This is a genomic window from Floridaenema aerugineum BLCC-F46 (genome assembly GCF_041929345.1).
Lineage (GTDB): Bacteria > Cyanobacteriota > Cyanobacteriia > Cyanobacteriales > Aerosakkonemataceae > Floridanema > Floridanema aerugineum.
This window is the reverse complement of sequence record NZ_JBHFNQ010000105.1, coordinates 46,756-59,560: the sequence shown is the minus strand read 5'-3', so window position 1 is coordinate 59,560 and position 12,805 is coordinate 46,756. Positions and strand designations below refer to the sequence as shown.

At 39.9% G+C, this 12,805-nt stretch carries 11 protein-coding genes; 8 read left to right on the top strand and 3 right to left on the bottom strand.

Annotation, left to right across the window (positions count from 1 at the left end; translation table 11 throughout):
- Nucleotides 1-72 precede the first annotated feature (72 nt).
- Entirely contained in the window at nucleotides 73-1,350 is a 1,278-nt protein-coding gene (locus ACE1CC_RS13845) for a S41 family peptidase (RefSeq protein ID WP_413271020.1), read from the bottom strand.
- Between the two features lie 204 nt (nucleotides 1,351-1,554).
- Between ACE1CC_RS13845 and ACE1CC_RS13840 the strand changes: the two genes are divergently transcribed.
- Nucleotides 1,555-1,728 (top strand): hypothetical protein, encoded by a 174-nt coding sequence (locus ACE1CC_RS13840; RefSeq protein ID WP_413271019.1) that lies wholly within the window; start codon nucleotides 1,555-1,557, stop codon nucleotides 1,726-1,728.
- A 152-nt stretch (nucleotides 1,729-1,880) separates the two neighbouring features.
- On the opposite strand, the gene pgm is transcribed toward ACE1CC_RS13840, so the two are convergent.
- Together pgm and ACE1CC_RS13830 are read right to left on the bottom strand one after the other, a co-directional pair.
- Nucleotides 1,881-3,542, bottom strand: a complete 1,662-nt coding sequence (pgm, locus tag ACE1CC_RS13835) for a phosphoglucomutase (alpha-D-glucose-1,6-bisphosphate-dependent) (RefSeq protein ID WP_413271018.1) — start codon at nucleotides 3,540-3,542, stop codon at nucleotides 1,881-1,883.
- Between the two features lie 232 nt (nucleotides 3,543-3,774).
- On the bottom strand, nucleotides 3,775-4,638 hold the full coding sequence (locus tag ACE1CC_RS13830) for a helix-turn-helix transcriptional regulator (RefSeq protein WP_413271017.1): 864 nt from the start codon (nucleotides 4,636-4,638) through the stop codon (nucleotides 3,775-3,777).
- A gap of 183 nt (nucleotides 4,639-4,821) precedes the next feature.
- On the opposite strand from ACE1CC_RS13830, the gene ACE1CC_RS13825 reads away from it, so the two are divergent.
- The 7 genes from ACE1CC_RS13825 to ACE1CC_RS13795 all read left to right on the top strand — a co-directional run bounded on the left by ACE1CC_RS13825 (nucleotide 4,822) and on the right by ACE1CC_RS13795 (nucleotide 12,801).
- Nucleotides 4,822-5,088, top strand: coding sequence for a DUF433 domain-containing protein (locus ACE1CC_RS13825; protein ID WP_413271016.1), 267 nt, complete (start codon nucleotides 4,822-4,824; stop codon nucleotides 5,086-5,088).
- A 52-nt stretch (nucleotides 5,089-5,140) separates the two neighbouring features.
- On the top strand, nucleotides 5,141-7,342 hold the full coding sequence (cas3, locus tag ACE1CC_RS13820; protein WP_459563843.1) for a type I-D CRISPR-associated helicase Cas3': 2,202 nt from the start codon (nucleotides 5,141-5,143) through the stop codon (nucleotides 7,340-7,342).
- The gene (locus ACE1CC_RS13815) at nucleotides 7,330-7,710 is read left to right on the top strand and encodes a hypothetical protein (RefSeq protein ID WP_413271014.1); all 381 of its coding nucleotides are present in this window, start codon (nucleotides 7,330-7,332) and stop codon (nucleotides 7,708-7,710) included. The genes cas3 and ACE1CC_RS13815 overlap by 13 nt, the downstream gene beginning before the upstream one ends.
- Nucleotides 7,711-7,821: 111 nt before the next feature.
- The gene (mntA, locus tag ACE1CC_RS13810) at nucleotides 7,822-8,256 is read left to right on the top strand and encodes a type VII toxin-antitoxin system MntA family adenylyltransferase antitoxin (protein ID WP_413271013.1); all 435 of its coding nucleotides are present in this window, start codon (nucleotides 7,822-7,824) and stop codon (nucleotides 8,254-8,256) included.
- On the top strand, nucleotides 8,253-8,723 hold the full coding sequence (gene hepT / locus ACE1CC_RS13805) for a type VII toxin-antitoxin system HepT family RNase toxin (protein WP_413271012.1): 471 nt from the start codon (nucleotides 8,253-8,255) through the stop codon (nucleotides 8,721-8,723). Before mntA ends, hepT begins: the two co-directional genes overlap by 4 nt.
- The gene (cas10d, locus tag ACE1CC_RS13800) at nucleotides 8,707-12,117 is read left to right on the top strand and encodes a type I-D CRISPR-associated protein Cas10d/Csc3 (protein WP_413271011.1); all 3,411 of its coding nucleotides are present in this window, start codon (nucleotides 8,707-8,709) and stop codon (nucleotides 12,115-12,117) included. The genes hepT and cas10d overlap by 17 nt, the downstream gene beginning before the upstream one ends.
- A 72-nt stretch (nucleotides 12,118-12,189) precedes the next feature.
- Nucleotides 12,190-12,801, top strand: coding sequence for a hypothetical protein (locus tag ACE1CC_RS13795; protein WP_413271010.1), 612 nt, complete (start codon nucleotides 12,190-12,192; stop codon nucleotides 12,799-12,801).
- Nucleotides 12,802-12,805: the final 4 nt, after the last annotated feature.

Genomic DNA, 12,805 nt, shown 5'->3' with positions numbered 1-12,805 from the left:
CAGCGCTAAAGAAAAGCGCTGAAGCGCAACAACGTACTTTTTTTAATTATTGTAATCGAGAATCAGCCAATTTTATAGTTTTGCTAACGCCTCCCTAATCGCCCTTTCCTTTTGCGGGTCATTTCCTTGGGCATATTCAATGGGAAAAGGTACTACAATATCGGGAGTTACGCCCTTTCCTTCTAAACGTTGATTTTCATCAACATAAACATCTGCAACTGCGACATAAAGCAAGGTTCCATCTGCTAGTAAAAAAGGACGACCTGCGACTACTGCACCAGCCGTTTTAGTGCCAACTAATGAGCCAATTTTCGCTTTTTGAAAACCATAAGCAAGCACTTCTTTGGCGCTGCGACTTCCTTCATTTACTAACATTACTACTGGCTTTTCCCAAGCGGAATGATAAGTGCTGCGTCTCCCATTGCGGTTGATGTTTGTTAAGGAAAATCCTGGCTGTGCTAAAAAGATATTTAAAGCACCCATTGGCGCACCACCCCAACCATCGCGCAAATCTAAAACTAAGGCATCTGCATCTTTTAACCGTCCATAAATTAAATCGTCTTCTAATTGTTGTTGATATTGGTCGCCAGCATAAGACCAAATGTGAACATAACCGATTTTTTTCCCTTGTCTTTCAATGATTTGTGTACTAGCTATTTGAGCATCTAAAAACATGGTAGTTGTATCAAACATTTTCGGCGTTACTGTAATTTCTTGCTGGCTATTAGCATTAGCTTGACGCTGAATTTTTAGGGTAACTTTTTGTCCTGCTTTCCCGGAAAAAGACTGAGTTGGATGAAATGGTTGATTATCAACACTAATTATTTCATCGCCTATTTTTAGTCCTGCTTTAGCTGCGGGAGAACCGTCTAAAATGGTATAAATAAAAGTTTTGTTGTTAATGTTTTTGGTATAAATGCCAATATCGCTGTATTCAATCTTTCCTGATGGAAAGATAGTCTTTAATTGCTTTTGTAATTCTTGATTCATCGGGGCGAAAATGCCCAAAATTTGATAGTAAGCTGGCTCGTTTTGGGTGTAAAATCTAGTGTGAGAAGTGTTTAATTGCCCCAACATTTGATTGATGATAACTGCTGCTTCGTCGGTTGTTTGAGTCTTACTAATTTGGGGTGCATATTTGGATTGCATTGCTTTCCAATCTACGCCATTAAATTTCGGGTCGTAAAAGTTATTATTAACAGTTTCCCAGACAGAATTAAAAGTTTTTGACTGGGTTGCCAGCATTCGGGGAATTACTGGGGAAATTAGCCAGCTAAGGAGTAAAATTGATATGGTAAATAAAATGATTAAAGCTGAGTTTTTCTTTTTGATGAGCCTGAATCTTTTCATCTCTGTATGTTTAAATAGAATTGATAACTTGTCTAATTTTACTCAATTTTTCTCATACCTGCTTTGATTTGTAATATCCTCTTTCTTCTTCTTCCTTCGTGTCCTAAAACGCTATCGCGTTTCGCTTCGCTATCGCGTCTAAGTGCTACGCACCGCTACGCGAACGCGGTTCAAAATTCATTAAAGTAAAAGGTTGTTTAGAAAATGTCTAATAAGGTTAAATATTTGCTACTGGGTTTATTGGTAATTGGCATAGCTACTTGGTTCAGTCATTCTTATAATTTTGCAATGATGGGGTTGACTACTTTTTTGATTGCTTATCTTTCTAAGGGGATGCGGCGTTATCGAGCGCACAATCCCCACTCCCAAGATGAATAATTTTTTTTTACCACAGATGTCCACAGATGAACACAGATGAACACAGATTTAGATTCAGATTTACTGTGAGTTGCTGGAGATTGTTTCACTTTCAAATTCGACAATTTGGAGAGAGGAGAAAATTAGTTTAATCTTCTCCTCTGCGCTTTTGCCTAAAGTGCGTCGGTGACTATTTGTTGTGCTTCTTGCAAGATTTGTTCTAGGTGACTTTCGCTTTGGAAGCTTTCGGCATACACTTTATAAACGTTTTCTGTGCCGGAAGGACGTGCAGCAAACCAACCATTTTCTGTGGTTACTTTTAGTCCGCCGATTGAGGCATTATTTCCTGGCGCTTTGGTGAGTTTCGCTGTGATTTGATCTCCCGCCATTGTTCCTGCTTTCACATCTTCTGGGGAGAGTTTACCCAAGCGTGCTTTTTGTTCGGGAGTGGCGGGTGAGTCAATGCGTTTGTAGTAAGGTGTACCCAAACGTGCGGTTAAATCTTGATAATGTAAGCCTGGATCTTTTCCGGTTTTGGCGGTGATTTCTGCGGCTAACAGATCCATGATAATTCCGTCTTTGTCGGTTGTCCAAACTGTACCATTTTTGCGTAAGAATGAAGCCCCGGCACTTTCTTCTCCGCCAAAACCAAAGGAACCGTCTAATAAACCGTCAACAAACCATTTGAAACCTACGGGTACTTCGCTGAGTTTGCGGTTGATTTCTTTAGCTACGCGATCGATCATACTACTACTAACTAAAGTTTTCCCGATCGCACTTTCTCCCGACCAACCTGTACGATTAGTAAACAAATACCAAATCGCTACAGATAGGAAATGATTCGGATTCATTAATCCCACACTAGGGGTAACAATTCCATGTCTGTCGGAATCGGTATCATTACCAAAAGCGATGTCATAATCATTTTTAAATTTGACTAAACTCGCCATCGCATAAGGAGAAGAACAATCCATGCGAATTTTACCATCCCAATCTACGGTCATAAACCGGAAAGTTGGGTCTACGGTTTTGTTAACTAAGGTGATGTTGAGGTTGTAGCGATCGGCAATTGGTTCCCAATAAGCTATATTAGAACCACCCAAAGGATCGGCACCTATGCGAAGTCCTGCCGATCGAATTACATCAATATCAACTACATTTTCTAAGTCATTGACGTAGGGAGTAATGAAATCATAAAAATGAGTTGTTGATGCTTTCAACGCCGTTTCATAAGAAATGCGCCGCACATCCCGATTGTTATTTGCTAACAATTCATTCGCTCTTTCTTGCACCCATTTAGTAATTTCTGGTTCCGCAGGGCCTCCAGAAGGGGGATTATATTTAAAACCACCGTCAGAAGGGGGATTGTGCGAAGGTGTGATGATAATTCCATCTGCTAAACCAGTGGTTTTGCCTTGGTTGTAGGCGAGAATGGCATAAGAAACCACCGGAGTTGGCGTAAATTGAGCATATCCTTCCCCGGCTGCAATGTAAACCTCTACCCCGTGCGCCGCTAACACTTCCAAAGCCGTCTTTTGTGCGGGCGCAGAAAGAGCGTGAGTATCCATTCCCATGTACAATGGGCCATTAATGCCCTGACTCTGGCGATATTCCACCACAGCTTGGGAAACCGCGAGAATGTGGTCTTCGTTGAAAGTCCCGTTGCTGGAAGAACCCCGATGTCCCGAAGTGCCAAAACTCACCTTTTGCAGCGGATTTGCGGGATCGGGATGAACTGTGTAATACTCGTCTAAAAGTTTAGCAACATCAATCAAAATGTCGTCGGGTGCTGGCTTTCCCGCCAGGGAGTTGACCTTTTCTTCTACTGTTTGCATTGTGCCCTCTGTCCAAATCCCGTCATGTTTTTCATGTAAAGAATAGCTCGAAATGTCGCTGCATGGAGAGTGTCAGCTAACTTTGCTAACCTTTCTTCGCGCTCTTTGCGTTCTTTGCGGTTCAAAAAAGATGGTGCGTTACGTTGCACTAACGCACCCTACTTGTTTACTTTGCGTTCTTTGCGGTTCAAAAAAGATGGTGCGTTACGTTGCACTAACGCACCCTACTTGTTTACGGGAGTTCTAAGTCGTAAGATTTGCAAATCTTCCGCAGTTCTCGCCTGTAGCGTTCTCTGATGTTCTCAGGCCCTACAATGACGCAATCTTCGCCGTAGCGTCGGATTTCCCGCAGTAGCCAAAAGGGATTGACTACTTGGCGCACGACTTGGCGAATCTCGCCTAAGACTATGTTTTCTATGTCTTCGGTTTTTGGTTCATAAGCGTTTGCTAACCATCCTTTAAATTGTAAGTACACTTTTAGGGAATCGAAACTTCCTCGCCAGACATCTGAGATGGGTTGAATGTCTTGAATGCGTTCAAATCGTAAGCAGCGATTATGGCAAACCTCTGGTAAATCGGGGTTTTCTGCCAATGCGTCGGCTGTCTCTTCGCACCAAATTTGTAAGTAGAATCGTTTTTCGTAGAACCGGACTTGTGCATAACGGACGGTGTATTCCAAATCTTGGTTTGGCGAGTTGTGATATTTCAAGCGAAAAGACTGTTTAGCCTTGATTAGTTCGTCAATGCGATCGCGCCAAGCTTGAATCGGCTGAGTCTGCTGTTGCAACAAGGCTTGCCGAATCGGTGCTTCCAAGTCGCCTTGATTCAGCAAAAGTGTAATTATAGTTTCGGCTTCCTTGATTTGACCTGCATCAATCAGCAGTTTAGTGGCTTGCCGTAAGGCTTTCACCTGCTCTTCATCCAGGCTTAAAGCTTCTCGACCGACTTGGAATTGTTGTTGCGCGATCGCAGCCACCAACCCCGATGGGCTGGGACTTTTGCCCCAAAAGATTCCTAGACGGCGTGCGATCGACTCTAGCTGCTCTTTGGTTCCTGGTGGAACGGATAGGGTTAGGGTTTCTTTTTTTCTGGGCATTCTAAAAATAATTTAAAATGTACTTGCATTTCGTCATTGCTTGTGCCATACTCAATTTACAAATAGATTTTACACATTAAATACAAAGTATGAGTGTAAAGCTTAGGAAATTCCAAGAGTCGTGACAGGGGATAAGCTGAAAACGATGAAAGGCTTTTTTGTAGTGCGATCGGAGAAACAGAAATGACCAAGGAAAATTTGCTGCATAGAATTTCTATCGACCCAAATATATGTTTTGGTAAACCTTGCATTCGGGGACATCGGATTTGGGTGTCTTTAATTCTGGATTACTTAGCTGGTGGAATGGCGATCGAGGAAATTTTGGAAGCTTACCCAGACATAGAAAGAGACGATGTTTTAGCTTGTATTGCTTATGCTTCTGAAGTTACAAAAGATTCTTATGTTGACATTCCTTTGAATAGAAACAAGGAAAAGGTAGAAACAAAGTGAAGCTAAAACTTGATGAAAATGTTGACATTCGTACCTATAAGTTGGAAGTCTAATTGTGAATACTAACTTTATCACACTTAAACCTGTTTACTCTTGTCCAGCAACGGAAGTGCCGGAGGGTGTTAAGCTACCGGAAGATTGGTCACTTTCCTGGCATCAAGCGGAAACTTTTAAAGCTTTGAGCGATCCGAATATGGATGTTATCCTCAACAGTGCAATGACAGGTGATGGAAAGAGTCTTGCTGCTTATTTGAAAAGTTTGCAAGAATATTATTGTGCGATCGCACTTTATCCAACCAACGAACTAGCACGCGATCAAGAAATCCAAATTAATAGTTATATTGAAACATTTAAACCAGAACACCTGCCACGCACTAACAGGTTAAGTAGTTTGGAATTAGAAATTTATGCCGAAACTGAAGGGTTAAAAAAGGCAGGGGCGATCGCAACTCGTACCGGACAATCAGAAATTCTAGTTACTAATCCAGATATTTTTCATTATATTTATCGGGGTGCTTACGTCCTCAAAGATGATAACCGTGACAAAATGTGGAATCGAATCGATCGAAATTTTGACTTATTTATATTTGACGAGTTTCACGTTTTTGGAGAACCACAAATTGCCAGCGTAATTAATACGATGTTGTTAATTCGCTATACTAGCGGCTTAAATCGGCAAAGTGGCGATCGCAAAAAGTTCCTGTTTCTTTCAGCTACACCCAATACTCAATTAATCGAACGCTTAGAAAAAGCTGGTTTTCGTTGTTATTTGATCGATCCAATTGAACAAAACAAATACCAATTCCCAGAAACATCAGCATTGCAACAGCAACTAAAAGCAGAAAATTGGCGAGAGGTTGCCAGGGAAATAAAATTAAATTTTGTTCCTTTGGAATCTGCTGCTAAGGCTTCGGAAACTTGGCTGCGAGAAAATAGCAATTTGATTTTGACTCATTTTCAACAATATCCAGGTAGTAAAGGCGCAATTATTCTTAACTCAATAGCCGCAGTCAAAAGGCTGATTCCATTTTTTCAAGAACTTTTGCAACCTTATGGTTTAACTGTTGGGGAAAATACTGGATTATCGGGGAAGGGAGAAAAAGAGCGATCGCTTTCTGCTGACTTAGTTCTCGGTACTAGTACAATTGATATTGGAGTAGATTTTAAAATTAATTTTCTGATTTTTGAATCATCAGATGCCGGGAATTTTATTCAGCGTTTAGGAAGGTTGGGTAGACATGATGGTTATCAAAAAAATGGTGTTCAAATCAAATTTGATGGATTTACTGCTTATACACTTGTACCCAATTTTCTCGTAGAACGGTTGTTTGATGGAGATGCACCACCTTTGCAAACAGAAGGAATTTACGATCGCATTTTCCTCAACAACACTATTCGAGAAAAATATCGCCAAATTAATGATTTTCGCGGTTACTATTCCCGATGGGGTGCAGTGCAATCATTTCGGTTATGTTGGGATTTGGGAGATGCCAAAATTAAACAGCAATATGCCGAAAGTCGGGAGAAATTTCAACAAGCTTGCGAACAAGTTTTTGATACAAGTTTGCGGAAAGTCGGAGGAAAAATCAGCGGTTGGGCAAAAGAATGGAATCAACTTTCTGGTAAAAAAAATAATCCCATTGCAGATGATGCTTGTAGTTTTCGCGGTTCTAGTCCTTTACAATGTGGAATTTATGATTTAACAGAAACTAACGAAATCGATCGCTTTAAAACTTACGATTTACCGGGAATTCTCAGCAATTTGCAAATAGAACTTTGGACAGAAGCAGGGTTTATGCGATCGCTTCAGCAAACCGCCCAACGCACAGGACAACCAATTCCCAAAGGACGCTTTTCCCATTGTCTAGCATTTATGAAGTTGCACAGTTATCGAGAAGAGCGATCGAACTGGAAGTTTGCTTATCCCGGAGATTTGACACCGATCGCTGATGCTTGGAAAGTTCAAGTTCTGACTGGCATTGAAATTTGGCAACCTGACAACCGTTGGGCAACTGAAATCAACAAACGTCTGAGAAAGGAAGGCTTAGTTTGTTACGTCATTCGTCGCCCAGTCAGCGAAGTACGGATGCGACTAAGACTACCGATGCACTTTCAAATTTATCCCATCAGCGACAACTACAGTTTTCACGATGCGATCGCACCTTATTCTGTAGCCTTCGGGCAAAGTGCGTTACTCCTCGATACTCTTGCTTATCGCTTTAAAAGTGAAGGAGGCGAATTATGGATCGCTTAGTTTCAAGCCCTGATAGGGATTCAAAGCGTTTTTGTGAAGTAGGAGGGCATCAGCCTACAAGTTCAGAAGCTGAAATTTCAATCCCTGATAGGGATGAGATTTTGCGTTGCCAACGATACGGCAATGGCAGTATCTTTGCCCTCCACTCTTTAGATAATACTAGAAAATTCACCAGAATTTTGAAATGGTCTTCAGATTCTTTACTTAAAAAGTTGGATAGATTGGTGCTAAACTTTACTTGGTGGCGTAAGCCTTCAAGTACAGAAACTGAGATTCGCTATACCCGATGCTTGCATCCGTTAGGCGTTCAAGCTTTCTATAAGGCAAAAACCACCATTCGGAAATCTCGAATGGAGAAGGGAAGCTGATAAGCAGCTTGCGGTAATAAGGACAGACTACCTAAAACAAATGCAGCAGATTTAGTTAAGGCTTCCCTTTCTTTTCTTCCAAGCAAAACATCACTCTGTAAAAGATGTGTTATGAACGAGCAAAAACTATTGGATAAAATCTCAGATGTTGCAGAACAAATTCCACACCTGAAGCTATTAATTCTCTTTGGATCTAGAGCTAAAGGTAATGCAGATGAAGATAGCGACTGGGATTTTGCCGTACTTTATGATCCAGAACTTCGTAAAATTCATGAAAAAAGTGGATGGGATTGGCTAAAAATTTGGTCAGTTTTAGAGACAGTATTCGACTTACCAGAAAACAAAGTAGATGTAGTCATTTTAAATGATTGCTCGAACATTATGGCTCATACTATTGCTCGTGATGGGAAACTCCTTTATGAGCGAGAATCGGGTGAATTTGAGCAATTTAAACAACAAGCTTTGATGACTTCATCTGAATTGAAAACTTTTCGAGAGCAGCAGAGAGAAAAAATTAAAGAGTCTCTCAAAGGGTTGGTAAAATGAGCAATTTTGATGCTGAGGGAATTAGCAAAAAGTTAGCTGGAATGGCAAAGCGGCTGAATTTTCTAGCAGCTTATAGAGATTTGACGCTAGAGGAATATGAGCAGGATGAAATTAGACAAGCAACCATTGAACGGTTTTTAGAACTGATTATTCAAGGCGCAATTGATATCAACAAAATACTCTTGAAGCAGGTAAAGGGAATCAGCCTCAAGAGAGATTCTGAAGCTTTAACTAATGCTGAAATATTCAAACTTGCTGGCGAAAATGGCTTCATTTCACGAGAGTTAGCAGAGCAATTAGCTGAGTCGGGAAAATTCCGCAATGTACTGGCTCATCTTTATGATGACCTACTCCCCAGTAAAGTTTATGGAGCTTTACAGCAAGCATTGATACAGTACCCACAATATATTACAGAGATACAAAATTACCTGGATTCAATGGAGATAGAAGATGTCGAAGAATCGTAAAAACTCGGATAAGCGAAAGCAAGAATTACCTTTATTAAATGAAGAAACAGAATCGGATATTGAACAATTTGATGATTTATTCTCTGATGATTTTGGGTTTGATGGAGATAGCGATCGCACGATCGAAACCACCCAAAGAGAACTCCTTACCCTCAAATTACTGCGAGAAGCAATTAAAACCCAAAATCCTGATGATTCAGTAATGTGGGATTTTGCCGAATATGTGCTGCCAAATTTGCTGAAAATAGCGATCGGAGTTACCGCCAAAGGTGGTGAATGGTTTGAGCAAAAAGAGAAAGAATTAGCCGCACAAGGGAAAACGATTAGCAGACGCAACGCTGCCGATCAATCTCTCAATACTCACTTATTAAATGGATTATTTCCAGCCAATTTAATCGAGCAACGTTTGGAAAAATTAGACACAACTATCAAGCGAATTGTGCGAGAAAGAGAACGTAGATTAGTTATTGCTGGATTCATCCTCCACGACTTTGAAAAGTTTCCTGATGCTCCCGAAGATTGCCGCAAATTATCACTAGAAAAACACCGTCAAATCATCGACGAAAAAATTCGCAAACTAGGACTAAACTATTTTATCAATCCTGAAAATCCAGAAGCTTATCGGGATTACATAGACGATTTGCTTTGCATGGCATATAACGCACAACGTCGCTGGGATACTAACTGGAACTTTTCCGAATTTGGGTTAAATCCAATTCTCAAAGATCGCATTCTTCGCAGTCTTTGTGACCTAACTTGTTTAGCTGATTCTCTAGCTTCTATTATCAAACATCCTCAAGATGCTGAAAACTCTAGATTAAACGAATTAATTCACAATCTCAGCGATGGTAAATTGCGATTCACTTATCACAGTATTGCTGAAAATAGAGGTGTTTTAACCAATGTAGTTAACAACACTTTGATGGAAGCTCATACTAATCTCAATGCAAAGGATTGTATCTACTACGAACCATTACTCTACTTGCCTACAGGTGTAATTTATCTAGCTAAAAAAGATGCTCCTCCGATTGATACTACTGATTTACCAAACCAAGTAGTTACCAAAATAAAAGAGCTTTGTACGGGACAATTACGCTTGCGACAAACAGGTTTTGGTCGAGATGGTAAAGGGATGAAATATGCCGAATATTATAATCTGTTTTGTAGCGATCGACAATTAATGGAAATAGCCTTAGATGCAACCCTTCGCATCTTATCTGCTAACAAAAATTCCGTTGCTAAAAGTCGCAGTGACAACCTAGTTAAGTTTCAACAACAAGGCGTATTATCATCTGACTATGACTTCAAATTTGCAGATGATATCCGCATTGACCAAATTGCCGAATTTGGTGATTTGGTAAGCCGTAAAATTTGGGGTGAAAAGCTTGATAAGATTTTAAATTTACGGAAACAGAACAAAAAATTACCCGAATTTCCTAACTTTGACTTAACTCACAAAGTCGCTGAATTTTGGGAATTAGCAGAATACTTACCACAAATTCGAGAGATTCAACGAATAAATGAAAGCCTAAAAGACAATGGTTTAAAAGGTAATACTGGTGGCGTTCCTTATGAATGGTATTACCTAGCAGCAAAATATTTAGAACATAACCCTGGCATTGAAAACGTCCGAGAAAACTGTGAACAAGTAATTGCTTATATTGCTGATTTAATTGAACCAATTGTTGCACAATATGAGTTAGCAGATGGTTGGGATGATTTGCGGCTTTGGGTAGAACGAGTTGTGATGTTACCAACTCAAGAAGGTGAATCTGTTACTGATAGTGTAGATATATTTTTGCGGGAATTAGATAATTACAATGCTGCTAAAAAATCAGGTAGAGGTAGGCAATTAATTTGCTCAATCTCTCACTCTCCTTACACTGTCACAGAACAGATGGAATCATCGGTTTTATTCACTCCGCAAGTTTACACTAACAAACAAATGTTAGGTGGTTCTAATGCCAAGCGGAACATTTCTAGTATTGCAGGTGTGGAAATGATGTTGCGGCAAATTTTGATGAATCAAACCCAGGCAGTTGGTAAGAGATTTGAAGATGGAAAATATCGCTATCTTTATTTTTACCCAACCTATTATTTTACTCCTGAAACTAACAAGTTTCTCCAAAAAGCTTATAATGGAATTGCCCAAAGTCGCTTTGATACCAGCCTTCGTAATCATTTTATTACTAAGGATTGGAATGCTCATTTGGAGAGAGAACGCTACCAAAATGTAGATGCTTTTTTGATTGATGAAAATCTGGAACATAAGAAAAGTTTGCCAGAAACCGATCGAGAATATAAGAGAGATCGTACCTTCAAACTTTCCTATCCTGAAGATCAACCTTTGACATTCTATTTCATGGCATTACCGCCAGGAAAAGATCCAACTGATACCGAGTCTTGGGTAATGCCAGCTTGGTTAGGTTTTACTTTTCCGATGATTTTAGATGTGAAAACTGTTGTTTCAGAATCGCCTATTCCACCTTTCAATGATGGCGCAGAGTTTGAAGAAAGCGTATTTCTCGATAGTGCGCCACAGGCATTTCGCGTGTTAGTGGGACGCGATCGCTTTCGCCTAGATAGCATCCTCGAAGGTTGGCAAGATCAAAACAATATCAAACATCCGGCACCTTTAAATGTTCTCACTGCTGCTTATGCAATTCATTTAGATGTTAATGCCAAGCAAGGTAAGGGAGGTTATGATGCCAATTGGGGCAGATTTACAGAATTAGCAAAGGATTTTGAAACCAGTCCTTTATACGTTTTCAGTTACTTAAATCGTTGGGTTCGTAATCAGGGAATTGAAACAGCAAAAGTAGAAAAAATTAAGCTTTACGCCTATTATTTCTATCCCTGCTTTGACCCTTACAGCAAATTTGATTCTAATTTGGAGGAAATGATTGTGGGAGAAGAATCTCCTTTAAACCATCCGAAAAAACTCACAGAGCTTTTTCGCAAGTTTTACCGAGCAAACAAGCGATATAATCCCAAAGCTAATGCAGTTTTGAAACCAATTGATTTAGCAGCAGAAACTATTCTCAAAGCTGATTCAACTGTATTTCAAGGTGAAAGTTTAGTGCAAACGGTTGCTGCTGAAGTTTTCAAATTGATGGATCGAGTTCATGCTTCTACCGCAGAAGGACGCTGGGTGATTAGTAACCGTGAGGAAGAAAGACAAGCGGTTTTAGATTTTGCTCAGTATTTTGTGGTGGATGTATTTGAGAAATCTTTTGCAGGCGATCGCGCACGTATTGCAGGTCGTCAACTAAACTTAATTCGAGATACTTGTGAATTTCTTTATCGTTTAGAAGATGACAAAGCTCATCAGAACAAAAAAGAACCAGAGGAGGATTCTGAAGACAATAAATCAATAAGTGAGGAGGATGAGTAGTGACTTATTTAGACTTTCCATTCCTGTACTTAAGAAAGAGTTTCCAAAGATGATTCATCAGGAGTATTCGCTATGTCGAAACTACTAAATCCCAATCAATCTTATACGTTCAGCAAAATCTTTGAACTCCAAATTGATGCGGGAGATTTTGTTACTGAGTTTGGCTACACATTTGAACGAATTAGGCTCAATTTACCTCAGTATCCTGGGGAATTAGATCGGTTAGAAGAACTGCGATCGCGCATTGAAGAAATTTTGCCTTTTGTAAGTCTTGGTAGTGAAGCCTCTCGACGAGAAATTTTGATTTCGCCAGTGGTTTTGGATCTGGTTCACTATACCAAAGCTCAACTACGAATTGAATATCCTCTCAAAGTCACAGAACAGCTTCAAGGTTACTTAGATTATCTTTTGAGAGCCGAATCAGAAATCTTAGTAATTGAGGCAAAGCGAGAAGATTTAGACTATGGTTTTACCCAACTTACAGCCGAAATGATTGCACTCGATCAGTGGGATAAAACACCAGCAAAATCTACTTTAATTGGTGCGGTCACAACTGGAAAGATCTGGCAATTTGGACGGTTAAATCGAGCAACAAAACATATTCAACAAGGCTTAGATATCTATCGAGTTCCAGACGATCTAGATCCTCTCATACGAATTTTAGTTCAATGTTTGGTCGCATAAACAT